Source organism: Albimonas marina (assembly GCF_029223255.1).
Lineage (GTDB): Bacteria > Pseudomonadota > Alphaproteobacteria > Rhodobacterales > Rhodobacteraceae > Albimonas.
This window is the reverse complement of sequence record NZ_JARHUC010000002.1, coordinates 637,276-660,486: the sequence shown is the minus strand read 5'-3', so window position 1 is coordinate 660,486 and position 23,211 is coordinate 637,276. Positions and strand designations below refer to the sequence as shown.

Annotated in this window: 20 protein-coding genes; 7 read left to right on the top strand and 13 right to left on the bottom strand. The window is 71.2% G+C overall.

Translation table 11 applies throughout. From position 1 onward, the window contains the following. Positions 1–135: 135 nt before the first annotated feature. Entirely contained in the window at positions 136–954 is an 819-nt protein-coding gene (locus P2H44_RS06810; protein WP_275762716.1) for a VPLPA-CTERM sorting domain-containing protein, read from the bottom strand. Between the two features lie 261 nt (positions 955–1,215). Here P2H44_RS06810 and dnaE point away from each other — a divergent pair, with 261 nt between their 5' ends. Then, a complete protein-coding gene (gene dnaE, locus P2H44_RS06805; RefSeq protein WP_275762715.1) occupies positions 1,216–4,689 on the top strand; it encodes a DNA polymerase III subunit alpha in 3,474 nt (1,157 codons plus the stop codon). On the opposite strand, the gene P2H44_RS06800 is transcribed toward dnaE, so the two are convergent. After that, a complete protein-coding gene (locus P2H44_RS06800; protein ID WP_275762714.1) occupies positions 4,686–5,528 on the bottom strand; it encodes a TIR domain-containing protein in 843 nt (280 codons plus the stop codon). The two genes, dnaE and P2H44_RS06800, sit on opposite strands and share 4 nt — an antisense overlap. 307 nt (positions 5,529–5,835) lie before the next feature. Here P2H44_RS06800 and P2H44_RS06795 point away from each other — a divergent pair, with 307 nt between their 5' ends. The 5 genes from P2H44_RS06795 (at position 5,836) to P2H44_RS06775 (ending at position 10,124) form a co-directional block, all read left to right on the top strand. Beyond that, entirely contained in the window at positions 5,836–6,051 is a 216-nt protein-coding gene (locus P2H44_RS06795; protein ID WP_275762713.1) for a hypothetical protein, read from the top strand. Positions 6,052–6,206: 155 nt separating this feature from the next. Next, positions 6,207–6,371: a hypothetical protein gene (locus P2H44_RS06790; RefSeq protein ID WP_275762711.1), complete on the top strand. Its 165-nt coding sequence runs from the start codon at positions 6,207–6,209 to the stop codon at positions 6,369–6,371. Positions 6,372–6,485: 114 nt separating this feature from the next. Beyond that, entirely contained in the window at positions 6,486–8,321 is a 1,836-nt protein-coding gene (locus P2H44_RS06785) for an SLC13 family permease (protein ID WP_275762710.1), read from the top strand. A gap of 106 nt (positions 8,322–8,427) precedes the next feature. Continuing rightward, positions 8,428–9,501 (top strand): glycosyltransferase 61 family protein, encoded by a 1,074-nt coding sequence (locus P2H44_RS06780; protein ID WP_275762709.1) that lies wholly within the window; start codon positions 8,428–8,430, stop codon positions 9,499–9,501. A gap of 143 nt (positions 9,502–9,644) precedes the next feature. Beyond that, positions 9,645–10,124 carry an EF-hand domain-containing protein gene (locus P2H44_RS06775; protein WP_275762708.1) on the top strand — a complete coding sequence of 160 codons (480 nt, stop codon included), beginning with the start codon at positions 9,645–9,647 and terminating at the stop codon, positions 10,122–10,124. A 528-nt stretch (positions 10,125–10,652) separates the two neighbouring features. Here P2H44_RS06775 and P2H44_RS06770 read toward each other — a convergent pair. From P2H44_RS06770 to P2H44_RS06745, 6 genes are all read right to left on the bottom strand, one after another. Beyond that, positions 10,653–11,813: an acyl-CoA dehydrogenase family protein gene (locus P2H44_RS06770; protein WP_275762707.1), complete on the bottom strand. Its 1,161-nt coding sequence runs from the start codon at positions 11,811–11,813 to the stop codon at positions 10,653–10,655. A 77-nt stretch (positions 11,814–11,890) separates the two neighbouring features. Next, positions 11,891–12,214: a Zn-ribbon domain-containing OB-fold protein gene (locus tag P2H44_RS06765; RefSeq protein WP_275762705.1), complete on the bottom strand. Its 324-nt coding sequence runs from the start codon at positions 12,212–12,214 to the stop codon at positions 11,891–11,893. Further along, positions 12,211–13,356, bottom strand: a complete 1,146-nt coding sequence (locus P2H44_RS06760) for a thiolase family protein (RefSeq protein WP_275762704.1) — start codon at positions 13,354–13,356, stop codon at positions 12,211–12,213. Before P2H44_RS06760 ends, P2H44_RS06765 begins: the two co-directional genes overlap by 4 nt. Beyond that, a complete protein-coding gene (locus P2H44_RS06755) occupies positions 13,353–13,742 on the bottom strand; it encodes a MaoC family dehydratase (RefSeq protein ID WP_275762703.1) in 390 nt (129 codons plus the stop codon). The genes P2H44_RS06760 and P2H44_RS06755 overlap by 4 nt, the downstream gene beginning before the upstream one ends. An 11-nt stretch (positions 13,743–13,753) precedes the next feature. Then, a complete protein-coding gene (locus tag P2H44_RS06750; RefSeq protein WP_275762702.1) occupies positions 13,754–14,182 on the bottom strand; it encodes a hotdog family protein in 429 nt (142 codons plus the stop codon). Further along, positions 14,179–16,317, bottom strand: coding sequence for an acetate--CoA ligase family protein (locus P2H44_RS06745; RefSeq protein ID WP_275762701.1), 2,139 nt, complete (start codon positions 16,315–16,317; stop codon positions 14,179–14,181). Before P2H44_RS06745 ends, P2H44_RS06750 begins: the two co-directional genes overlap by 4 nt. A gap of 190 nt (positions 16,318–16,507) precedes the next feature. Here P2H44_RS06745 and P2H44_RS06740 point away from each other — a divergent pair, with 190 nt between their 5' ends. Next, positions 16,508–17,380 (top strand): SMP-30/gluconolactonase/LRE family protein, encoded by an 873-nt coding sequence (locus P2H44_RS06740; RefSeq protein ID WP_275762700.1) that lies wholly within the window; start codon positions 16,508–16,510, stop codon positions 17,378–17,380. Positions 17,381–17,843: 463 nt separating this feature from the next. Here the strand turns inward: P2H44_RS06740 and P2H44_RS06735 are convergent, their stop codons facing one another. The 5 genes from P2H44_RS06735 to P2H44_RS06715 form a co-directional block, all read right to left on the bottom strand. Further along, positions 17,844–18,830 carry an MBL fold metallo-hydrolase gene (locus P2H44_RS06735; RefSeq protein WP_275762699.1) on the bottom strand — a complete coding sequence of 329 codons (987 nt, stop codon included), beginning with the start codon at positions 18,828–18,830 and terminating at the stop codon, positions 17,844–17,846. A gap of 10 nt (positions 18,831–18,840) precedes the next feature. Continuing rightward, positions 18,841–20,145, bottom strand: coding sequence for a TRAP transporter large permease (locus P2H44_RS06730; RefSeq protein WP_275762698.1), 1,305 nt, complete (start codon positions 20,143–20,145; stop codon positions 18,841–18,843). A 460-nt stretch (positions 20,146–20,605) separates the two neighbouring features. Continuing rightward, positions 20,606–21,202 carry a TRAP transporter small permease subunit gene (locus tag P2H44_RS06725; protein WP_275762696.1) on the bottom strand — a complete coding sequence of 199 codons (597 nt, stop codon included), beginning with the start codon at positions 21,200–21,202 and terminating at the stop codon, positions 20,606–20,608. Continuing rightward, a complete protein-coding gene (locus P2H44_RS06720; protein WP_275762695.1) occupies positions 21,199–22,284 on the bottom strand; it encodes a C4-dicarboxylate TRAP transporter substrate-binding protein in 1,086 nt (361 codons plus the stop codon). The genes P2H44_RS06725 and P2H44_RS06720 overlap by 4 nt, the downstream gene beginning before the upstream one ends. After that, positions 22,251–23,027: a TetR/AcrR family transcriptional regulator gene (locus tag P2H44_RS06715; RefSeq protein WP_275762694.1), complete on the bottom strand. Its 777-nt coding sequence runs from the start codon at positions 23,025–23,027 to the stop codon at positions 22,251–22,253. Before P2H44_RS06715 ends, P2H44_RS06720 begins: the two co-directional genes overlap by 34 nt. Between the last annotated feature and the right edge of the window lie 184 nt (positions 23,028–23,211).

Below are 23,211 nucleotides of genomic sequence, written 5' to 3'. Positions count from 1 at the left end.
AGCGCGCCGCTGCGAGGGGCGCGCGGAGGGGCGCGGCGACGGCCGAATGCGATGGGAGGCGGAGGGGCACCCGGGACGAAGAACGCCCGCCCCGGGGCGGGGGCGGGCGCGTCGGTCGCTCCGGGGCGTGCGCGGTCAGGCGCGGCGGCGGCGCGCGGCGACGCCCAGGGCCGCCATGCCCACCGCCAGCAGCGGAAGCGCGGCGGGAACCGGGACAGGGGTCCCCCCCTCGCTGACCAGGACGTCGATGCTCGAGGAGGCGATGGCGTTGGGCGACGTGTCGAGGTCGAAGACCGAGAGGGTGATCGTGTAGAGCCCCAGGGTCTGCGGATCGAAGCCCGTGGGCTCGAAGAAGCCCAGGTTCCACGAGTTCTGCGCCACCGAGTAGGTCGACAGGGCGGGCGCGTAGTTCATGCCGAGCAGGCCGCCCTCGTCGGTCGCCACGTACTGCTTGGCGAGCGTGGGGCTGGTCGCGCCGTTGTCGCCGAGGCCGTGGTCCCAGGAGTCGACCTCCGTGACGCCGATCGGATCGAACTCGATCAGGTCCGTGCCCAGAACCGTGCCCACCGCCGCGCTCGGGTCGTAGTCGATCGAGAGCCGGTAGGTGTAGTCCGCCAGGACGGCGCCCGACGTCCCGTCCTGGTCGACGTTCACCGACCAGTCGAAATTGAAGATCGAGCGGTCCGGCGGGGCCGAGGCGCTGCTGGGCGCGAAGGTGTAGAGCCCGTTCCCGTCGCTGTTGTAGCGGTCGGCCACCGGGCCGTCGGGATAGCGCAGCTTGCCGCGCAGGCCGACCTCGATGTTGTGGTTCAGGTCCACGGCGAAGGCCGTGTTCGCGTTGCCCTGGCCGAACAGAAGCTGGACGTTCGGCGTGACGTTCGTGTCGTGGGTGATCAGAGCCGAGGCCGGCGTGGCGATCGTCGCTGCGGCGGCCGCTGCGAGCGTGAGACGCATGTTCGCCTCCCTGTCTTTGCCGCGGGTCGCGGGACCCTGCGGAACACGTGATGAAAAACGCGACGTCATTGGAAAAGCGCTGCATACGCGAGCGGACGCAGCGTAAGCTATTGTTCATCTTCGGGCAACAGTTTCGACCGATCGGCCGGTTTTTCGGGCCGCCCCGCCGGTCAGGCCCGGTCGTCGGGGATCGCGCCGGCGCGCCGGCTTCCGCCTCGTCGCCGCTGGCGCAGAGGACCCCGGAGCGCCTATCGTGCGCCCATGAGCAGCCCCCGATTCATCCACCTCCGCCTCCACTCCGCCTACTCGTTGCTGGAGGGCGCGATCCAGCCCAAGAAGCTGCCCGCGCTGTGCGAGAAGCACGGGATGCCGGCGGTGGCGATCACCGACACCGGCAACCTCTTCGCGGCGCTGGAGTTCTCGGAGACCGCGGCCAAGGCCGGGGTGCAGCCGATCCTGGGCGCGCAGATGGCGCTGCGCTACGCCCCCGCCCCGCGCCCCGACGTGCGCCCGCCCGACCCCGCCGGCATCGTGCTGCTGGCGCAGGACGAGACCGGCTGGCTGCACCTGATGGACCTGGTCAGCCGCACCTTTCTGGACACCGAGCAGGAGATCCCCTCGATCTCGGTCGAGGATCTGCGCGGGCGCTCCGACGGGCTGATCTGCCTGACCGGGGGCGCCGACGGCCCGCTCGGGCGGCTGGTGCGCGACGGCAAGCGGGACCGGGCGGAGGCGCTGCTGGGGGAGCTCGACGCGCTGTTCCCCGACCGGCTCTATGTCGAGATCCAGCGCCACGGCCCCACCGACGCCGACCCGCGCACCGAGCCCGAGGCCGAGACCGAGCCCTTCTTCGTCGAGCAGGCCCACGCCCGCGACCTGCCGCTGGTCGCCACCAACGAGGTGTTCTTCGACCGGCCCCAGATGTTCAACGCCCATGACGCGCTGATCTGCATCGCCGGCTCGACCTACGTTAGCCAGGACGACCGCCGCCGGCTGACCGACCAGCACTATTTCAAGACGGCCGACGAGATGGCCGCCCGCTTCGCCGACCTGCCCGAGGCGATCGAGACCACGGTCGAGATCGCGCGCCGCTGCGCCTTCCGCGCCCGCACCCGCGCGCCGATCCTTCCCAAGTTCGCCGACGACGAGAAGGAGGAGCTGCGACGCCAGGCGGTCGAAGGCCTCGAGGCCCGCCTCAAGGTCCTCGAGGAGAAGGACATCATGGCCGGGTCCCGCAAGGACTACGAGGACCGGCTGGAATACGAGCTGGGCGTGATCGAGGGGATGGGCTTCCCCGGCTACTTCCTGATCGTCGCCGACTTCATCAAGTGGGCCAAGGACCACGACATCCCCGTGGGGCCGGGGCGCGGCTCGGGCGCGGGCTCGCTGGTGGCCTGGGCGCTGACCATCACCGACCTCGACCCGCTGCGCTTCTCCCTGCTGTTCGAGCGCTTCCTGAACCCCGAGCGCGTCTCGATGCCGGACTTCGACATCGACTTCTGCATGGACCGCCGGGAGGAGGTCATCGGCTACGTGCAGGAGAAGTACGGCCGCGACCGCGTGGCCCAGATCATCACCTTCGGCGCGCTGCTCTCGAAGGCCGCCGTGCGCGACGTCGGCCGCGTGCTGCAGATGCCCTTCGGGCAGACCGACCGCCTTTCGAAGATGATCCCGGTGGAGGGGGTGAAGCCCCTCTCGATCAAGGACGCGCGGCGCGAGGAGCCCCGGCTGAACGAGGAGGCCGCCAACTCGCCGGTGGTGGCCGAGATGCTGGACTACGCCGAGAAGCTGGAGGGCCTCTACCGCAACGCCTCCACCCACGCCGCCGGCGTGGTGATCGGCGACCGGCCGCTGCACGAGCTGGTGCCGCTCTACCGCGACCCCCGCTCGGACATGCCCGCCACCCAGTTCAACATGAAGTGGGTCGAGCAGGCGGGCCTGGTGAAGTTCGACTTCCTCGGCCTGAAGACGCTGACCGTCATCCAGGGCGCGGTGAACCTGCTGAAGCTGCGGGGGATCGAGCTCGACATCGCCAAGATCGACCTCGAGGACAAGCGCACCTACGACCTCTACACCTCGGCCGACACGGTGGCGGTGTTCCAGGTGGAAAGTTCGGGCATGCGTGACGCCCTGCGCCGCCTGCGCCCGACCTGCATCGAGGACATCGTGGCGCTGGTGGCGCTCTACCGCCCCGGCCCGATGGAGAACATCCCCAAGTACTGCAACGTGAAGAACGGGCGCGAGGAGCGCGACAAGCTCCACGACCTGATCGACCCGATCCTGGACGAGACGCAGGGCATCATCGTCTACCAGGAGCAGGTGATGGAGATCGCCCGGAAGATGGCCGGGTATTCCCTCGGCGGCGCCGACCTGCTGCGCCGCGCCATGGGCAAGAAGATCAAGGAGGCGATGGACGCCGAGCGGCCGAAGTTCGTCGACGGCGCCAAGGCCAACGGGGTCGGCAAGGCCAAGGCCGAGGAAGTCTTCGCGCTGCTCGAGAAGTTCGCCAACTACGGCTTCAACAAGTCCCACGCGGCGGCCTACGCGCTGGTCAGCTACCAGACCGCCTGGCTGAAGGCGAACCACCCGGTGGAGTTCATGGCCTCGGTCATGAACTGCGACCTTCACCTGACCGACAAGCTGGCGATCTACCAGCGCGAGGTGAAGCGCCTGGGGATCGAGACGGTGCCGCCCTGCGTGAACCGCACCAACGCGCATTTCATGGTGAAGGACGGCGCGGTGCTCTACGCGCTGGGCGCGCTGAAGAACGTGGGCCCCGAGGCGATGCGCCTGATCGAGGACGCCCGCGCCTCTGGCGGCCCGTTCCGGGACATCTTCGACTTCGCCCGCCGGGTGGAGCTGAAGAAGATCGGCAAGCGCCCGCTGGAGATGCTGGCCCGCGCCGGCGCCTTCGACCTGCTCGACCCCAACCGCAAGCGCATGTTCGAGAGCCTGGACGCGCTGGTCGCCTACTCCGCCGCCTCCCACGAGGAGGCCGCCTCGGCCCAGGTCTCCCTCTTCGGCGGCGGCGAGCAGAACGCGGCCCTGCCGGAGCCGCGCCTGAGCCGCACCGACGACTGGCTCCCGGCCGAGCGCCTGAAGCAGGAGCATGACGCGATCGGCTTCTACCTGACCGGCCATCCGCTGGACGACTACAAGGGCGCGCTGGAGCGTCAGCGGGTGCTGACCATCGCCGAGCTTCAGGCCCGCGCCGGCCGCACCGGGGGCACGGTGGCGAAGCTGGCGGGCGTGGTCACCGCGCGCCAGGAGCGCAAGAGCGCCCGCGGCTCCCGCTTCGCCTTCGTGGGGTTCTCGGACCCCACCGGCCTCTACGAGGCGACCTGCTTCTCCGAGCCGCTGGAGCAGTACCGCGAGATCCTGGAGCCGGGCGCCCTGGTGGTGATCACGGTGGAGGCCGAGGCCCAGTCCGAGGGCGAGGTGAAGCTGCTGCTGCGCGCGGCCCAGCCCATCGACCGGGCGGTGGCGACGGCCGGCGCCTCGGGCCTGCGGGTCTTCGTGAACGACCCCGAGGCGGTGGGCGCGGTGAAGGCGCGCCTCGCCTTCACGCCCGGGCAGGGCGCGCGGCCCAAGGGCGGCCCGGTGAACCTGGTGCTGATGGCCCCGGACCTGCCCTGCGAGGTGGAGGTCCGGCTGCCCGGCGAGTTCCCCCTGACGCCGCAGATCGCGGGGGCGATCAAGGCGGCGCCGGGGGTGGTGACGGTGGAGGAGTTTTAGTCTTCGGGTATTGCGCCTCTGCGCTTCACGGCTTCGATGCGGTTTCGCAATCTGTTGATTTCATGGCTAGATCGCTTCAAAGAAGACCGGAAGTCAGAAGTTGAATATCCTGACTTGCGGCAGATGTGGTCAATCGGAGCTTCGAGTTCCATGAGAGACTGCGTCGCCCCTTCAATGTCGCCTATGTCTAGTTGTTCGGAGGCTGATTGCCAGTATCCAACTAGATCGGAGAGCGCTGCGTGCGCGATCGATGCATGCTCCGCATCATTGCGTCGCGATCTCAAGATGGAAAGAACTTCTTCTAGCAGGTCGCGCTCTGTGCGGCGATCCTTTTTTGTGATCTTGGCCCGCTCTGTTGAATCTGAAAGTATCTTTGATACACTAGAATCAAGTTGTGGCCACCACATTTCAAATACCGAGTTGACAACGCTTTCGGCGAGCTTCCCTTCGCCTAGTCTATTATTCAGTAGGTGCATGAGATTGCGCATCTCATCTCTATTGAATGGCGTTAATTGAAAGTGAGATAGCGGTCCGGCAACATCGGAAGGCTCAATGCCAAAAAGGATTGGGCACACCCTTGAGCTTTCCAGCGATTTTGAGAGCGCTCCGCTCTCGAAGAGGATCCATGGGCTCTGTATGTTGGTCTTCGTCAGGATAATTAAGCCAATGTCGGAGCTGTCGAGTTTTGCGGAAATCTCTGAATTCCATTTGGCCCCTTTCTCAATATCATTCGGCGTAAAGTACGGTTTGCACGCCTGAATGACGCTTGGCAGCCAAGTTCTGAAGGTTTCAGCAAGTGCCTTGCTGGGGTTTCCCGACCAGCTGATGAACACATCCATACGTGCCTCCCCGGGAAATGCCTGCTGCGGATCGCAACATAGAGCTTGAAGCGACTTGCTGAGAAGTAGGTTCTAGATTGCAGCTTGGATCAAGCCCGATTACGCTCTGCTTGCTTCTGGGTCTCAACGTTCATATCAGCGAGCGTATGGCGCATTTCAATTCGCCGTTCAAGGCTCGCCAACCGGTCCCAAGGCGCACTGAAATGTGCCCTATGGCTCACGCCCCCGTGACCCGGACCCCCTGCCGCATCCCCTCCGCCCCCTCGCCTCCCTACCTCCGGCCCATCGCAGCAACCGGAGGCCCCCCATGCTCCCCATCCTCTACCGCGTGCCCGTCCTCGGCTGGATGCTCCGCGACGCCTTCGAGGGGCGCGAGGATGCGCCGCTGTGGTTCGCGCTGAACGTCATCATGCTCTGGATCCTGAGCGTGATCGTGTTCGGCTACGCCGGCCTGATCGTGCCCGCGCTGATCGGCGTCGCGGTCGTCTTCACCGCCATCCTCGCCATCACCGTCGGGCGCTGAGCCCGACCGCGCGCGCGGCGGGAGAGAGAGCGGGCGGGGGAGGGGGCGGGGAAACCTCGCGTTCACCACGCCGCTTCACCGAATCCTGAGCCGACGCAGGGATGCTCCGCGGCGGGCCCCGGGTGGGGGTCCGTCGTTTTGCGTGGAGCCTCCTCATGTCGCGTCCGCTTCTGATCCTGGCCTGCCTGGGCCTGTCCGCCTGCGCCGCTCCGGCGCGGGACTATTCCCGGGACATCGTGCGCATCCGCGTGGTCGAGGCCGCGCCGGCCGTCGACGCGCCCGCGGCCGCGCCCGCGACCCCGGCGCCCGCCGCCGCCTGAGGCGCGCGCGCCCGGGTCGGGCCCGCTTTCGCCCGGATTCGTCGTGACTGCGCCTTGGCTTCGCCGTCTGAGGCGGGGCAGGGTGTGCGGCGATCACGTCGGAAGGGGACCCCTATGACCGCCGAGCAGGCAGAGCTCTTCGCCCTGATGGGCGTCGTCTTCGGACTGCTGATCTGGGGGCGGCTGCGCTACGACCTCGTGGCGTTCCTCGCCCTCTTCGCCGCGGTGGCGCTGGGGCTGGTGCCGGCCGACCACGCCTTCGAGGGCTTCGGCCATGCGGCGGTGGCGGTGGTGGCGCTGGTCTTCGTCGTCTCGCGCGGGTTGCAGAACTCGGGCGCGATCGAGTGGCTGGCCGCCCGCGTCGCCCGGCCCGAGCGGCCGCTGTGGTCGCATATCGCGCTGCTCTCGGCGGTGGGGGCGGCGCTGTCGGCGGTGATCAACAACGTGGCGGCGCTGGCGCTGCTGATGACGGTGGACATCCAGACGGCGAAGAAGGCGGGGCGCTCGCCGGCCTCGACGCTGATGCCGCTCAGCTTCGCGACGATCCTGGGCGGCATGATCACCCTGATCGGCACGCCCCCCAACATCGTCATCGCCCAGTACCGGGCCGAGGCGCTGGGCGCCCCCTTCGGGATGTTCGACTTCTCGCCCGTGGGGCTGATCGTGGCGACGGCGGGGATCCTCTACGTCGCCCTGATCGGCTGGCGGCTGCTGCCCCGCGGCGGGCGCGCCCCGGTCGAGGAGGCGGAGGCGAGCCTCTACATCGCCGAGGTGCAGGCGGGCGAGGGCTCGAAGGCGCTGGGCCAGAAGCTCGCCGACCTCGCGCCGCTGGCCGAGGAGCATGACGTGAACCTGCTGGGCCTGACCCGGGGGGAGCGGCGCCTGCCCGGCCTCGCCCGCTGGGAGGAGGTGCGCGAGGGCGACGTTCTGACGGTGGAGGGGGAGCCCGCGGCGATCGAGGGCTTCATGGCCGCCGCCGAACTGAACCACCCCGCCGCCGCCGAGGCGGCCGAGGCGGGCGAGACCGGCGACGAGACCGCGGGCGCGGCCGCGCCCGGCCGCGAGGGGCGCACCGCCATGCAGTCGGTCGTCTCGGGCCGGCTGAGCCTGGTGGAGGCCATCGTGCCCGAGGGCGCGTGGTGCGCGGGGCGCACCGCGGCGGGGCTTCGGCTGGCGCCGCGGCAGGGGGTGGTGCTGCTGGGCGTCTCGCGCCAGGGCCGGCGCTTCCGCGAACGGATCGGCCGGCTGGCGATCCAGCCCGGCGACGTGCTGCTGCTGCTGGGCCCGCGGGAGCGGATGGGCGACGTGCTGAGCTGGCTGGGCGCGATGGCGCTGGAGGGGCGGGAGACCCCGGTCCTGCAGCGCGAGAAGGCGACCTTCGCGGCCCTCGCCTTCCTCGCCGCCGTCGCCGTGGCCGCGCTGGGCTGGCTTCCGCTGCCGGTGGCGCTGGTGGGCGTGGTGGGCGCCTACGCGCTGGGCGGCGTGGTGCGCGGGCGCGAGGTCTACGAGTCGATCGAGTGGAAGGCCATCGTGCTGCTCGCCTGCCTGGTGCCCATCGCGGGCGCGATGGAGGAGACGGGGGGCGCCAAGCTGATCGCCGACGCGCTGGTGCAGGCGACGCAGGGCTGGCCGCCCATCGCGATCCTGCTGGCCTTGATGGCGGTGACGATGACGCTGTCGGACTTCCTCAACAACGTCGCCACCGCCCTGATCGCGGCCCCCATCGGGGTGGGCGTGGCGCGGGCCATCGGCGCGCCGGAGGATCCGTTCCTGATGGGCGTGGCGGTCGCCGCCTCCTGCGCCTTCCTCACGCCCATCGGGCACAAGAACAACACGATCATCATGGGCCCCGGCGGCTATCGCTTCGGCGACTACTGGCGCATGGGCCTGCCGCTGGAGCTGCTGGTGCTGGCGGTGGGCGGGCCGGCGGTGTGGTGGATCTGGGGGTGAGGCCGGCGAGGGGCGAAACCGCGCAGGCGCCGCCGCGAGGGTTGCGCGGCCCCGTCGGCTGGCGTTCATGAAGCCCATAAGGGCGACCGCAAACCGGGCCATATCCATGTTCGAACGTGCCATTCCGCTGCTCAACGCGCTGCGGCGCCGGACCGGCGGCGGCCCGGCCGAGCGCGACGCCCATGCGGCCGCGCGCGAGGTGCTGCAGCCCGAGGAGGTCGAGGGCGTGCGCCCGCCGGTCCTGCTCGAGGCGGGCGTGGAGCGGATCCGCGCCCCGGCCCCTTTCTCGGTGCTGGAGACGGAGCGGGCCATCGTCACGGCCGAGCGCGTGGTCCACGACCCGGTGATCCGCTGGACCTTCGAGCGCGCGGTCGCCACCCCGCACGGCTGGGCCAACGCGGCCTTCGGGGAGCGCTACGACCGCGCCATGCTCAGCGACCCCCTGCGGGGGGAGCTCGCGCGGGTCGGCTCGCTGCACTACTGCATCGGCTTCGTCTCCTGGCGCTTCTTCGGCCATTGGCTGACCGACGCCGTCGCCGCCAGCCTGCTCGCGCCCGAGGACGAGGCGACCTGGCTCTCCCACCCTCCCGCCTGGAGCCATTGCAGGGACTATCGGGCGCTGCTGGGGCTCGCGCCGCTCGACGCGCCGGCGGCGCTGGCGGAGCGGCTGCACGTCTACCAGGACTATTCCCAGGGCAGCTTGAAGCGCGAGCGCAACCGCCGGATCCGGGCGCGGATGCGCGCGCGAGCCGACGGCGCGCAGGGCGGCGGCCGGGTCTACCTGCGCCGGGGCGAGGGCGGCGTGCGGCGGATGATCGAGAACGAGGACGCGCTGATCGAGGCGCTGTCGCGCGACGGCTTCCGGGTGGTGGACGTTCTGAGTTCGGACGCGCGCACCCTGGTCGAGCGGACGCTGGACGCCGAGGTGGTGGTCTCGCTGGACGGGAGCCACCTCGACCACACGCATTTCACCGTGGCCGAGGGGGGCGTGCAGCTCGCGATGATCGAGCCCGACCGCTTCACACTGCGCCAGGTGGGCATCTGCCGGGCCAACGGCGTGATCCCGGCGTCGGTGGTGCTGGAGGGGAGCGCGCAGGCGGGCTACCGGGTCGACGTGGACGAGGTATTCCGCACGCTGGAGCTCGCCGAGCGTCGCCGGGCTGCTGCGCCCCCGGCCTGAGGCGCGCTCCCGAGGTCGTGAGCGCGCCGCGGGGCGGCTGACGTAACGTTTGCAGACGGAATCGGCGCGCCCGGGCGTTTAAGTGTCGGCGGCGGCCCCGACAGGTCGCCACGTCCGACGGACGACTGACAAGGAGACGATCCATGCGACGCATCGTGATCCCCGCCCTCGCGGCTTCCGCCCTCGCGCTCGGCGCGCTGGGCGCCTATGCGCAGAGCCCGGCCCCCGCGCCGACGGAGGCGCCCGCGGCCGCGAAGATGGACTGCCCGATGATGGGCGGCCCGCGCGACGGCAAGGGCATGGGCATGCACCGCGGCGACGGGATGGGCATGCACCACAAGATGATGATGGGCCACGGCAAGGGCGGCCGCCACGGTCCGCCGCCGATGATGATGAAGATGATGTTCGCGGTGGCCGACGCCGACGGGGACGGCGAGGTCTCGCTGACGGAGATGCAGGAGATCCAGGCCCGCATCTTCAAGGCGATGGACGCCGACGGCTCCGGCGGCCTGACCCAGGACGAGCTGAAGGCCTTCATGAAGCCCGACCGCATGATGGGCATGGGCATGGGCCGCGGCCCGGCGCCCGAGGCCCCCGCGCAGACGCCGCCCGCCTCCGAGTAAGGCCGCCGCGGCCGAGGGACGGCGAGGCGCGCCGGCACGCCGGCCAAGATCCGAAGACGGACGACCCGACACGACCGGGCGGGGCCGCGCGAACGGCCCCGCCCTTTTTCGTTCTCCGGCCTCGCCCCCGTCCGCTCCGCCCCGGCCCATCCAGGCGCCCGCGGCGCGACGCCCGAGGTCCTCGCGAAGCGCCTGTTCTCCGGAGCCGTCTCTCGCGGATGCCGACAAGAGCGAGTCGGGGGGAGGGGTCAGGGATCGCGAAGCGACCCCGCCCTTGGGCGGGGCTTGTCCTTGACCCCTCCCCCCGACTCGCTCAGGCATCGCAAGCGAGAGACGGATCCGGAGAACAGGCGCGGCCCTTGTTCTTTGGTGAGTCAGGAGCCCGCCGGAGGCCGCCGCGCCCGCAGACCCCTCGCGCCCTTAGACCCACGCGCGACCTAGCCAAGCCCGCCCGCAGGGCGCCTGTAGACCGCTCCGGTCCCTGTGGGATGGCGGCGCGCCCCGGGAAGCCCCCGAGGCGCGCAGGGATCAGAAGCTGCGGGGCAGGCCCAGGACGTGCTCGGCCACGTAGCTCAGGATCAGGTTCGTCGAGATCGGGGCCACCTGGTAGAGGCGGGTCTCGCGGAACTTGCGCTCGACGTCGTATTCGGCCGCGAAGCCGAAGCCGCCGTGGAACTGGATGCAGGCGTTGGCGGCCTCCCACGAGGCGTCGGCGGCCAGCAGCTTGGCCATGTTGGCCTGGGCGCCCATGTCCACGCCCTCGTCGAAGCGGCGGGCGGCCTCGAAGCGCATCAGGTCGGCGGCCGAGGTGTTCACGTAGGCGCGCGCGATGGGGAACTGCACGCCCTGGTTCTGGCCGATGGGTCGGTCGAAGACGATCCGCTCCTTGGCATAGGCCGAGACCTTGTCGATGAACCACCAGGCGTCGCCGATGCACTCGGCCGCGATCAGGGTCCGCTCGGCGTTCAGGCCGCCGAGGATGATCTTGAAGCCCTTGCCTTCCTCGCCGATCAGGTTCTCCTCGGGGATCTCGAGGTTGTCGAAGAACAGCTCGTTGGTCTCGTGGTTGACCATGTTGCGGATCGGCTTGACCTCCATGCCCTTGCCGATCGCGTCCTTGAGGTCGACCATGAAGACCGAGAGGCCGTCCGACTTCTTCTTCACCTGATCGAGCGGCGTGGTGCGCGCCAGCAGCACCATCAGGTCGGAGTGCTGGACCCGGCTGATCCACACCTTCTGGCCGTTGACCACGTAGCGGTCGCCCTTCTTGACGGCGGTGGTCTTGAGCTTGGTGGTGTCGGTGCCGGTGGTCGGCTCGGTCACCGCCATGGACTGCAGGCGCAGCTCGCCGGTGGCGATCTTGGGCAGCCAGCGGGCCTTCTGCTCGTCCGAGCCGCCGCGCAGCAGGGTGCCCATGTTGTACATCTGGCCGTGGCAGTGGCCGGCGTTGCCGCCCGAGCGGTTGATCTCCTCCATCACGATGGTCGCCTCGGTCAGGCCGAGGCCGGAGCCGCCGTATTCCTCGGGGATCATCGCGGCGAGCCAGCCCGCCTTGGTCAGCGCGTCGATGAACTCCTCGGGATAGGTCGCCTTCTCGTCGTGGGCGCGGTGGTATTCGGCGGTGAACTCGGCGCACAGCGCGCGGAGGGAGTCGCGCAGGTCGTCGTACTGGTCGGCTTCGAAGGGCATGTCGGGTCCTCGTGGCTGAGGGGCGCGGGTCGGCGCGCCGGGGTTTCGGTCTGGCGCGGATCGGCGCGCCGGGTCTGTCAGGCGGGTTTGAAGAGCGGGATGCGGCGGCCGGCGATCTCCTGGACGCGGCCCCGCAGGGGCGCGCCGATGGGGGCGTCGGCGGAGAGGTGGGCCATGATGCGCGGCCCTTCCTCCAGGTCGGCGAGCGCGATGCGGTAGGGGGCGATCGCGCGGAAGGTCTCGTCCGGGGCGCGGGTCACCACGGTCGCGGCGAAGAGCGTGGCGCGGCCCGAGGCCTCGAAGCTCTCGGGCGCGGCGCCGCAGCCGGGGCAGCGCTCGCGCGGGAAGGCCCAGGTCTTCGCGCAGGCCGGGCAGCGCTGCAGAGAGATGCCGGAGGTCATGACAGGCGCTCCATCACCAGGGTGACGTGGGACGACAGGACCCCGCCGTCGCCATGATATATGGCATGCGCGGGTTCGCCGGCGATGGCGCGCGCGCCGGCGCGGCCGGTCATCTGGGCCCAGCACTCGGCCATGTGGGCCATGGCGCCCGCCACGCCGCAATGGCCGTAGGAGAGCAGGCCGCCGTGGGTGTTCAGCGGCAGGGCGCCGCCGCGGGCGAAGCGGCCGGAGGCCGCGTCCTGGCCGGCGCGGCCGGGAGCGGAGACGCCGAGCGCCTCGAGCAGCAGGGCGAGCGTGACGGTGAAGCTGTCGTAGACGGCGAGATAGCCCATATCCTCGATCGTGCGCCCCGCCCGCTCCAGCGCCTTCGCCGACGAGATGCGGCAGCCGAGGGCGAGGTCGTCGGGCGCCTCCGAGAGGTGCTGGTGGGTGTGGGCCTGGGCGGCGCCGATCAGCTTGAGGGCGGGCCCCTCGCCGGGATCGACCGAGAGGATCGCCGCCCCGCCGCCGTCCGAGATCGGGCAGCAGTCCATCAGCTTCAGGGGCGTGGCGATGGGCTTGGAGGCGAGCACGTCCGCCACGCCGAACAGGTCCGCCAGGTGCGCGCCCGGCGTGTCGGAGGCGTGGCGGCGCATCAGCACCGCGAGCTCGGCGAGGTCGGCCTCGGTCGCGCCGGTCTCATGCAGGTAGCGCGCCGCGCCCAGCGCGTAGTAGGCGGGGATGGTGGCCCCGAGGGGGGCCTCGCCGACCGGGTGCCCGACCTGAGCCAGCGTCTGCACGGCGGCGTCGCGGGTCATGCCGGTGAGGCGGTTCTCGCCCGCCACCACCAGCACGTTCTTCGCCTCGCCCGAGCGGATGGCCATGTCGGCGACCATCAGCATCGCCGCCCCGGTGCCGCCGCCCAGCTGCACCGCGTGGGCGTAGTCGGGGCGGATGCCGAAGTGCTCGGCGAAGACGGTCGAGAGCATCAGGTGCGGGTGCGTGGTGGCGTAGCCGCAGATCAGCCCGTCGATCTCGCCCCGCTCCATGCCTGCGGCATCCAGCGCGGCCTGGGCCGCGTCGCCCATCAGGGAGATCGCCGAGGAGCCTTCGAGCCGGCCGAAGGGGGTGACCTTGGCGGCGCGGATGAAGCTCGCGCTCATGCCGGGGGCGCCGAGGGGGCGGCGGCGATCGAGCCTTCGAGCGTGCGCGTGCCGTCGGGGAGCGTCACCCAGATGTCGTAGGTCCCGGTCGCGGCGTCGGTCAGCCTGCCGCCGGCGGTCAGGGTCTGGCCCACGGGCATCGGGCGGGAGAAACGGATCTGGAGCGAGGTCAGGTCCACGTCCGGGCCGAAGGTGCGCTCGGCCGCCTCGATGGCGAGGTTCAGCGCCATGGTGCCGTGGGAGATGCACTGGCCGAAGGGGGACTTCGCCGCGAACTCGGGGTCCACGTGGATCGGGTTGAAGTCGAAGGTCAGCTCGCCGTAGGCCTGCGCGGTCTCGGGCGAGGTGGCGAGCTCGAGGGGGGCGATGGTCTCGGGAAGGGACATGATGGCTCTCCTCACGCGGCCCAGATGGACAGGATCTCGCCCGAGAGGACGAGGGAGGGTCCGTCGGACATCTCGACGCCCAGCGTCAGCCAGCGGCGGTCCTTCTTGATCTCCTTCTTCACCACGGTGAAGCGGGCGGTGAGGACGGCGCCGACGGTCGGCTTGCCGAAGAAGGTCAGGGTCTGGCCGGCGTGGACGTTCCCGGGCGGGCGGGGCTGGATGGCGCGGATGTAGGCCTCCATCATCGCGGCGACCGCGAGGCCGCGGGGCGCGGGCTCGCCCGGCTTCGCCGCGGGGCCGCCGTAGAGGCCGGCCCACAGGGCCGCGCGCTCGGCGTTCAGCTCGACCGCGACCTCGGCCATGGGCTCGCCCTCGGGGAAGTCGGCGAAGGTCCAGGGGGTGTCCTTGAGGGCGGGGCCCATCAGGTCGGTTCCGCTCATCGCTGCGTCTCCGGGGTTGCGGCGCGGGGCTCGATCAGGGCGTCGAGCGCCAGCACGCCGGTGGGGGTGGCCAGCAGGGGGTTGATCTCGAGGCTTTCGAACCCGTCGGGGTCCGAGGCCGCCAGCACCGATAGCCGGCTGATGGCGAGCGCCGCCTCGTCGATCGCGACGGGAGGCTTGCCGCGGGCGCCCTGCAGGAGGGCGGCGCCGCGGAGGCCCTCGAGGGCTTTTCGGGCCTGGGCTGGGGAGAGGGGGGCGAGCTCGACGGCGACGTCCTTGAGGATTTCGGTGAAGACGCCGCCGAGGCCGATCAGCATGACCGGGCCCATGACCGGGTCGCGGCGGGCGCCCACGATCAGCTCCACGCCCTCGCCGGCCATGGGGCCGACCAGCAGGCCCTCGATGCGGGCGTGGGGGGCTTTTGCGGCGACGGTGGCGAGCATCTCGCGGGCGGCCGTCTCCATCTCCATCGGGGGGACGTTGAGGCGCACGCCGCCGACCTCGGTCTTATGGGCGAGGTCGGGGGAGACGATCTTCAGCACGCAGGGCGCCCCAAGGCGGGCGGCGGCGTCGGCGGCTTCCTGCGGGGTGGTGGCGAGGGTCTCGTCTGGGATCGGGACGCCGGCCTTGGCGAGCAGCTGCTTGGCGGCGAATTCCGAGAGGGGTTCCGTCGGGAGCGTCACGCCTTCCGCGAGGGGCGGCAAGGGCTCTTCCTCCGGCGCGTCGAAGGCCTCGGCGAGGCGGGCCAGCGCGCCCATGGCGTGGATGGCGCGGGAGGGATCCTCGAAGGTCATCATGCCCTGCGATTCCCAGGAGGCCATGACCTCGGAGTCGCCCTGGCAGATCATCGCGAACGGGTGGTCGACGCCGCCTTCCAGGCCTTCCAGCAGAGCCGCACGCAGCTTCGGCCCGACGACGGGCGAGGCGGTCCAGGAGGTGAAGAAGGCGGCGGTCATGTCGTAGCCGCCCGCCTTGCGAAGGTTCTGGGTGGCGTTGGTGACCTTGGAGAAATCGTTGAGCACGCCGGCGGTGACGTCCACCGGGTTGCGGGCGGAAGCGAGGGGGTTCGCGCTCAGGATCGCGTCCTGGGCGACCTGGGGCAGGGGAGGCAGGGTCAGGCCCGCCTCCTCGGCCGCATCCGCGATCAGCACGCCGGCGCCGCCCGAGGCGGTCAGCACCCCGAGGCGCCGCCCCTTGGGCAGGGGCGAGAGGGAGGCGGCGTAGAGGATGTCCAGCATCTCCTCGGTCGTCTTCGCGCGCAGGGCGCCGTGGCGGCGCAGCACCGCGTCGAAGCTGGCGTCGGAGCCGGCCAGCGACGCGGTGTGGGAGGCGGCGGCCTCGGCCCCCACGGTCGAGGAGCCGACCTTCATCACCACCACCGGCTTCTTCGCGGCGCGGGCGGCGGCCAGCGCGCGGAAGAAGGCGGGGCGGTCGTTGACGCCTTCCATGTAGACGCCGATCAGGTCGATCTCGTCCGAGGCGGCCATCCAGCCGATGCACTCGGGCGCGGTCACGTCGGCTTCGTTCCCGGTCGAGACCCACAGGCGCACGCCGATGCGCCGGTCGCGGGCCATGTTCAGCAGGTGGGTGCCGTAGGCGCCCGACTGGGTGACCAGCCCGACGCGGCCGGGGACCGGCATCGCCGCCTCGATCCCCGAGGTGAAGGTCGGGCAGTGGCCGGTGGCGGCGTTGAAGAGCCCGAGGCAGTTGGGGCCCAGCAGGCGGAGGCCGTGGGTGCGGGCGATGTCGAGGATCTCGGCCTGCAGCGCCGGGCCCTCGCCGCCGATCTCGGCGAAGCCGGCGGTGAAGATCACCGCGGCCTTCGCGCCCTTGGCGGCGCAGTCGCGCAGGGCCTGCGGCACGCCGGCGGCGGGGATGGCGAGGAGGGCGAAGTCGATGGGCTCGGGGATCGCCGCGACCGAGGGCCAGGCCTTCACGCCCTGGATCTCCTCGCGGTTGGGGTTCACCGGGAAGAGCTTGCCCGCGAAGCCCGCGCGCAGGGCGTAGGCGATGGGACGGCCGCCGATGCGCGAGGGGTCGGCGGAGGCGCCGATCACCGCCACCGAGCGCGGGGCGAACAGCGGCGCCAGGCTCTCCAGCGGCTGAACGGGGCGGGGGGCGCCATCGGCCGGCATCCGTCGTCTCCTCCTGTCGCCTGGCCTCTGACGGGCCGGTCATTCCTGGGGCTCGCGCCGTAGGGCGAGCCGCCAATTCCGCTTGGCGAAATCGCTAGCATGACATCGACGCTTTGCAAAGCGCCGGGACCCGGGTTGAATGCGCGCGGAATGCATACCGGTCAACCGGTCAGCGAAGGGATGGAGACGCATGCAGGATCGAATGATCGAGGACGCGAGGATCGAGGCCGACGGCCTGGGCTTTCCCGAGGGGCCGGTGGTGCTGCCCGACGGCGCGGTGGCCTTCGTGGACCTGGCGGATCATTGCATCCGCATCTGGGAGGACGGCGGCGCGGTGCGCGAGCTGTGCACCGTGCCCGGCTCGCCCAACGGGATGCGGCTGGGGCCGGACGGGGCGCTCTACGTCGCCAACAACGGCGGGCTGTGGCCGGGCAAGGGCAAGATGGATTTCGCCGACCCCCAGTACCCGGGCTGCATCCAGCGGGTGACGCTGGACGGCAAGTGGGAGGTCTTCGCGGACGGCTACGGCCCGGGCTCTCCGGCGCCGAACCGGCCCAACGACCTGGTGTTCTCGCCCGAGGGGGACGTGGTGTTCACCAACCCCCAGAACTGGGAGATGATCGTCGAGAACCCCGAGACCCCCTACCGCGGCGGCCAGCTCTGCCTGGCGCGGAAGGACGGGAGCATCGAGATCCTGGCCCAGTGCGAGGGGATGCCCAACGGGTTGGGGTTCCACCCCGACGGCAGCCTGGTGGCGGGCATGACCATCGCGCACACCTACCTGAAATACGCCTGGAAGGGCGGCGCGTCGCTGGGCGAGCCGGAGGTCTTCGTGACAATGGACGACCGCTTCCACCCCGACGGGATGGTGTTCCACGACGGCCGGCTCTACGGCGCGGGCTCGGCCGGGAACCGCTTCGTGGTGGCCGAGCGCGACGGGACGGTGGCCGAGGTGCTGAACTTCGGGCGCTCCACCCAGCCGACCAACTGCTGCGTGCGCGAGGGGCGGCTGTGGGTGACGCTGGGCAAGGCGGGGACGCTGGTCTCGATCCCGCTGCCCTGAGGACCGGGCGGCGGCTTCCGGGAAAGGAGCGGTCTACGGGCGCCCTGCGGGCGGGCTTGGGCCTCTGAGGTCGGGCGCGCCTTTTTCTGCGAAGGGCGGGAGCCTCCGGCGGGCTCCTGACTCACCAAAGAACAGGGGCCGCGCCTGTCCTTCGGATCCGTCTCTCGCTGATGGATGCCTGAGCGACTCGCCCCCGCCGGTCAAGGACAAGCCCCGCGCAAGCGCGGGGTCGCTACGCGATCCTTGACCGGCGCGGACGAGTCGCTCTTTCCGGCATCCGCGAGAGACGGCTCCGAAGAACAGGCGCTTTGCGAGGACCTCGGGCGTTGCGCCGGGGCGCCTGGGCCGCGGGCCGGGAGACGGAGGCCACGGGCGCCAGGGCCGGGACGCGCCGCGGGCGCACGGGGGGCGTCCGGCGCGACGGGGGACGCGGCGCTTCTTCGGAGGGGCGGGCGGCGCGGGCTCAGTGGGGGTGGCCGCAGGCGCAGGTCTTCTCGTGCGGGGTCTCCCAGCCCCAGTGCCAGCGGCCCATCAGGCCCACGATTTCGGCGCGTTCGGGGGCGATGCGGCCTCCGGAGAGCTCGCGGTACACCTGGGCCACGTTGCACACGATCCGCTCGCGGTCCGAAAGGTGCGGGAAGCCGTCCATCGAGATGTCCCACGCCGCCTCCTGCCAGGGGAGGCCGGCGTGGTGGCGGGCGGTCGCCTCGTCGCGGACGTAGGTGAGGTATTCGAGCATCTCGTGGAGCATCGTCGCGTCGCCCACCGCGCCGTGGCCGGGGACGATGGTCTCGGGCGACCAGCTCAGCATCAGCTCGCAGGCTTGGATCCAGTTGCCGATGGGGCCGGCCCACAGGATCGGCGCGCCACCGTGGAAGACCAGGTCGCCGGTGAAGGCCGTGCGGCGCTCGGGCAGCCAGGCGATCACGTCGCCGGCGGTGTGGGCGGGGCCGAGCTCGTGCAGCTCCACCGTCAGGTCGCCGACGGTCAGGTCGCGGCGGCCGGAGAAGGTCTCGGTCGGGGGCGCGTAGCGGACGTCGGAGAAGTCGAATTTCGAGCCCATGACCTCGTGCAGGAAGGCGCCCATCTCGCCCTGCTCGCGCCAGGCGGCGAAGGCGGCGGCGGCCTCTTCGGGCGTGCGCTCGGCCATCTCGCGGGCGGCCTCGGCGGAGGCGATGATGCGGGCGCCCTCGACCAGGTGGTTGCCGAAGGTGTGGTCGCCGTTGGCGTGGGTGTTCACCAGCGTGTCGATCTTCGCGGCCTCGGGCGCGGCGCGGCGGAAGCCGTCGAGCATGTCGCGGGTCAGGGCGCCGGTGAACAGGGTGTCGATCAGCAGGGTCTCGCCCTGCGACGTCACCAGCCCCGCGTTGGACCAGCCCCAGGAGCCGTCGCCCTGCACCCAGGCGTAGAGGCCGTCGCCGAGGTCCTCGACCTCTCGTTTCACGTCCATGGGGGATCTCCTAGAGCAGGGCGGTGGCTAGCCAGGGGAAGGCGAAGACCAGGGCGATGGCCAGCACCATGGTCAGGGCGAAGGGGGCGGCGCCGATGAAGATGTCGCCGAGCGTGATCGTGCGGTCCTCGAGGTTGGTCTTGATCACGAAGCAGGCCACCCCGAGGGGCGGGGTCAGCAGGCCGACCTCGACCGCGATGATGGTGACGATGCCGAACCACACCAGGTCGACGCCGAAGGACTCGATCACCGGCAGCATCAGCGGCAGCAGGATCAGGAGGATCGAGGCGCTGTCGAGGATCGTGCCCAGCAGGACGATCATCGCGAGATAGAGGATCAGGACCCCGTTCAGTCCGAGGTTCAGCCCCTCGAGCAGGCCGTTCATCGCCCGCGGCAGGCCGGTGAGGGCCAGCAGGCGCGAGTACATGTGCGCGCCGATGATCAGGAAGGTGATCGAGGCGGTGACGTGGCCGGTCTCGACCAGCATGTCCCAGAAGCCGCGCGCGGTGAGGCGGCGCTTGGCGAGCGCGATGACGAGGGCGCCGAGCGCGCCGACGGCGCCGGCCTCGGTCGGGGTGAAGACGCCGCCGTAGATGCCGCCCAGCACCACCGCGATCAGGATCAGGACGGGGAGCGAGCGGGTCGCCATCTCGCCCCGGCCCATGATCCGGAGGTCGGCGTTGGAGGGGCGGCCGACGAAGCCGGGCGCGAAGGTCGCGAGGCCCAGGATCAGCAGCGAGTAGAGCAGCGCCAGCAGCAGGCCGGGCAGGATGCCGGCGGTGAAGAGCGCGCCGATGGAGGACTCGGAGAGGATGCCGAAAAGGATCAGCAGCAGCGAGGGCGGGATCAGCATCCCCAGCACCGAGGAGCCGGCGACGACGCCCACGGAGAAGCGGGGCGTGTAGCCCTGGCGGATCAGCTCGGGCACCGCGATGCGGGTGAACACCGAGGCCGAGGCGATGGAGGTGCCGTTGACCGCGGCGAAGACGGCGTTGGCGAAGACGGTGGCGATGCCGAGGCCGCCGCGGACCTTGCGGAACATCTGGCCGGCGACGTCGAAGACGTCTCGCCCCATGCCGGAGACGCCGACCAGGACGCCCATCAGCACGAACAGTGGGATGACGCCGAAGGAGTAGCGCGCAACCGAGTCGAGCGCCGCCTGCGAGAGCAGGGCGCCGGCCACCGCGATGCGGCCCTTCACCAGCCATACGCCCAGGAAGCTGACCGCCATCAGGCAGATCGAGACATGCATGCCGGTCTGGATCAGCAGCAGGATCGCCACGATGGAGGCGAGGCCGATCTCGACGTTGGTCATGGGCGGGTCTTCCGGGCGAGAGGCGGGCAGGGCGGCGTGCGAGGGGCGCAAAGATCGACGGAGCCGCGACGGAGGGCGGGACAGGCGCGGTCGCGGGCACCTCGCCGGGCCGCCGTCGGGGGAGCGCCCGCCGTCCCGGTCGTCGCCTGCGGCCTAGCGCGCGACGGCGCCCACGCGGGACGGGGCGTCCGGGCGCGGACCGTGCGGCGCGCCGCGGGCGAGGGCGTCGGGCCGGGCGCGACGGTCGCCGCGGCGCCTGGCTGCGGCAGGCGGAACGCCGGGGGCGGGGGCGCCGCGGCGGGCGACGTGCATGGGGCGGGACGGGCGCCCGCGGCGCGCGGCGGGGGCGGCGCGTGGGGGCGCCGTTTCCGGGGGCGGGTGCCGGAGAGGGGGCCGGGGCGGGCGAGGAGGCGGGGGCGGACGGGGGGGCGGGGGGCGTCGGGGCGCCCGGGGGCGGCGCTCATGCGGCGCGGCCCCGGCGGGCGGCGCGGGCGTAGGCCGCGGCGAGCAGCAGGAACTGCAGCCCCGCCAGCACCGCGCCCGCCAGCACGCAGACCGCGAAGGGCCAGGCGGGGAGCTGGAGGATGCCGTAGAGGCCCACCGTCTCCCCGTCCGCGATGGAATCCGCGATCTTGGGCCAGATGTAGCGCACCAGCACCGCCAGCATCGCCGCCGCCGCCAGGTGGTGGACCGCGTCGAGCCCGTCGGCCCATCGCGGGCTGCGCCGGCGCAGGCGCCCGATCAGCATGTCGGAGCGGATCGAGCGGCCCTCGCCGACCGCGTGGGCCAGCTGCAGGAACACGATCGACACGATCCCGGCCGAGACGATCTCGGCCGTCGCGGGGAACGGCTGTCCGAAGAAATACCGCCCCCCCACGTCGAGGTTGATGATGGTCATGATCGCCACCGTGCCCAGCGTCCCGACGACGGCGAGCGCCGCCGAGACGCGGGACATCAGACGCGCCGCCGCCCACGGGCGGGGCGGAAGCGCGTCCAGGTCCCCGATCGCGGAGGGGGTCTCCTCGACCGCGGCGGCCTGTTCGGCCGCCCGGCTCATTCCTTCGACCAGTCGCGGGCGTGCTCGATCCCGGCCTCGCGGCTGAGCCGCATGTAGGCCTCGAGCGTCTTGGTGCCCGAGACGCCCTTCGCGTCCAGCGCCTTGGCCCATTCCATCGCCACGTTGGGCATCTTCTCGGCGTAGGCTTTGCGCTGTTCGTCGGGGAACTCGCTCACCGTGGCGCCGGCGGCGGCGGCGGCCTCGAGGCTCTTGGCGCCGGAGGTGTAGTAGGCCTCCGCCACCACATCCATGTAGGACTGCGAGGCCTCGGTGATGGCGTCCTTCACCGGGTCGGGCAGCGTCTCCCACACGTCGAGGTTGATGGTGAGCGCCGAGCCGTACTGGGCCCCGAAGTTCACCTTCGTGATGTAGGGGGCGACCTCGTAGAACTTGTAGGGGGTCACCGCCGTCTCGAAGGTCATGATGCCGTCGATCAGGCCGGTGGACATCGAGTTGTAGAAGGTGGGCAGGGCCAGCGCCACGGGGATCGCCTCGCCGCCCTTCAGCCAGTTCAGCGCCAGGCCCGCGGTGCCGATCTTGTGGCCGTCCATGTCGGCCAGCGTCTCGACCGGGAACTTGGTCAGCAGGTGGTAGGCGTCGATGCCCACGGGCGCGAGCACCATCTGGTTGTGGTCGGCCCAGGCCTGGTCGAGCTCGGGCAGCTCCTCGTGCAGCTTCTCGATCACCTTCATCAGCTTGGGCAGGTCCGCCGTGCCGAAGGGGGTGATGTAGGTGATCTGCTCCAGCGGCAGCTTGTCCGCCTCGAACAGGTGGGGGACGTAGCCGAGGTCGGCGATGCCGTCCTCCACCGCCTCGAGCACGCCGTTGTAGTCGGCGACCGAGCCGGCGTAGGCCTGCGTCCACTCGATGCGGTAGTCGCCCGTCTGGGCGAGGATCCGGTCCACCTCGGGGATGAAGTGGTCGCGCAGCAGCGCGACCCCCATGGCCACGGGCGCGTGGCCGGCGACGATGGTCAGGGGAATGGTCTCCTCGGCCGCGGCGGGCAGGGAGAGGGCGGCGGCGGAGACGGACGCGAGCAGCGTCGTTCTCAGGGCGGCGAGGGGCCGCGCGGCGTGAGACATGAGGGTTCCTCCCGGTCGACGTTTTCGTCTTGGTCTTGATCGCGGCCTTGGCGGCCGTCGGACTGGGCGGTCAGGCCCGCGAGGGCCTCCGCGGTGGGCCGCGCGAACGTGTCGGCCAGGAAGCCCGCCAGCTCGCGCCGCAGGGCGGCGCGGTCGGTCGGGTCGCAGAAGCCCTGCGACAGGCGCGAGAGGCGGCTGTCGGGGCCGGTGTCGGCCACGCCCATCAGGACCGTGCCGACCAGCAGGTGATAGCGCCAGGTCGCCTCGACCCGGGTCAGGTGCGGCGCCGCCCGGTGCAGCGCGTCCACGTAGCGCGAGGCGAGCCCGTCGAGCTCCTCGCGCACCACGGCGTGGGTCCAGGGCGAGGGCTGGACCTTGTGCGACAGCACCAGGTGGGCGAGCAGGTCGCCGGTGCGCGGCGTCATGTAGGGTTCGAGGAACGTGTCCACGATCTCGACCACCTGCGCGCGGCGGCCCTCGGCCTCGGCCGCGGCCTCGACGGCGGCGAGCCGGTCGAGACGGGCCCGCGCGGTGCGGCGGGCGACGTCGCGGAAAACCTCGATCGCGAGGTTGTCCTTGTTGCCGAAGTGGTAGTTCACCGCCGCCATGTTCGCCCCGGCGAGCGAGGTGACCGCGCGCATGGTGGCGCCGGCGACGCCGCGCTCGGCGAAGAGCTGCTCGGCGGCGGCGAGAATGCGCTGGCGGGTGCCCGGCGCGTCGCTGGCGGACTGAATCGAACGCATGTTTCAAATACGCGTTGCGAGGGGCGCGCTGTCAACAGGAATGACGAGAGGGGAAGCGGGGAGAGGAGGCGCCCTGCGGGCGGGCTTGGGCCTGTTGCAGGCCGGCGCGCCTGATCGCGGAGGGGGGAGCCTCCGGCGGGCTCCTGACTCACCAAAGAACAGGGCCCGCGCCTGTCCTCCGGAG

Excerpts from the sequence above, each read along its gene's own strand:
- P2H44_RS06810 (WP_275762716.1), bottom strand. The coding sequence starts at position 954 with ATGCGTCTCACGCTCGCAGCGGCCGCCGCAGCGACGATCGCCACGCCG.
- dnaE (WP_275762715.1), top strand. The coding sequence starts at position 1,216 with ATGAGCAGCCCCCGATTCATCCACCTCCGCCTCCACTCCGCCTACTCG.
- P2H44_RS06800 (WP_275762714.1), bottom strand. The coding sequence starts at position 5,528 with ATGGATGTGTTCATCAGCTGGTCGGGAAACCCCAGCAAGGCACTTGCT.
- P2H44_RS06795 (WP_275762713.1), top strand. The coding sequence starts at position 5,836 with ATGCTCCCCATCCTCTACCGCGTGCCCGTCCTCGGCTGGATGCTCCGC.
- P2H44_RS06790 (WP_275762711.1), top strand. The coding sequence starts at position 6,207 with ATGTCGCGTCCGCTTCTGATCCTGGCCTGCCTGGGCCTGTCCGCCTGC.
- P2H44_RS06785 (WP_275762710.1), top strand. The coding sequence starts at position 6,486 with ATGACCGCCGAGCAGGCAGAGCTCTTCGCCCTGATGGGCGTCGTCTTC.
- P2H44_RS06780 (WP_275762709.1), top strand. The coding sequence starts at position 8,428 with ATGTTCGAACGTGCCATTCCGCTGCTCAACGCGCTGCGGCGCCGGACC.
- P2H44_RS06775 (WP_275762708.1), top strand. The coding sequence starts at position 9,645 with ATGCGACGCATCGTGATCCCCGCCCTCGCGGCTTCCGCCCTCGCGCTC.
- P2H44_RS06770 (WP_275762707.1), bottom strand. The coding sequence starts at position 11,813 with ATGCCCTTCGAAGCCGACCAGTACGACGACCTGCGCGACTCCCTCCGC.
- P2H44_RS06765 (WP_275762705.1), bottom strand. The coding sequence starts at position 12,214 with ATGACCTCCGGCATCTCTCTGCAGCGCTGCCCGGCCTGCGCGAAGACC.
- P2H44_RS06760 (WP_275762704.1), bottom strand. The coding sequence starts at position 13,356 with ATGAGCGCGAGCTTCATCCGCGCCGCCAAGGTCACCCCCTTCGGCCGG.
- P2H44_RS06755 (WP_275762703.1), bottom strand. The coding sequence starts at position 13,742 with ATGTCCCTTCCCGAGACCATCGCCCCCCTCGAGCTCGCCACCTCGCCC.
- P2H44_RS06750 (WP_275762702.1), bottom strand. The coding sequence starts at position 14,182 with ATGAGCGGAACCGACCTGATGGGCCCCGCCCTCAAGGACACCCCCTGG.
- P2H44_RS06745 (WP_275762701.1), bottom strand. The coding sequence starts at position 16,317 with ATGCCGGCCGATGGCGCCCCCCGCCCCGTTCAGCCGCTGGAGAGCCTG.
- P2H44_RS06740 (WP_275762700.1), top strand. The coding sequence starts at position 16,508 with ATGCAGGATCGAATGATCGAGGACGCGAGGATCGAGGCCGACGGCCTG.
- P2H44_RS06735 (WP_275762699.1), bottom strand. The coding sequence starts at position 18,830 with ATGGACGTGAAACGAGAGGTCGAGGACCTCGGCGACGGCCTCTACGCC.
- P2H44_RS06730 (WP_275762698.1), bottom strand. The coding sequence starts at position 20,145 with ATGACCAACGTCGAGATCGGCCTCGCCTCCATCGTGGCGATCCTGCTG.
- P2H44_RS06725 (WP_275762696.1), bottom strand. The coding sequence starts at position 21,202 with ATGAGCCGGGCGGCCGAACAGGCCGCCGCGGTCGAGGAGACCCCCTCC.
- P2H44_RS06720 (WP_275762695.1), bottom strand. The coding sequence starts at position 22,284 with ATGTCTCACGCCGCGCGGCCCCTCGCCGCCCTGAGAACGACGCTGCTC.
- P2H44_RS06715 (WP_275762694.1), bottom strand. The coding sequence starts at position 23,027 with ATGCGTTCGATTCAGTCCGCCAGCGACGCGCCGGGCACCCGCCAGCGC.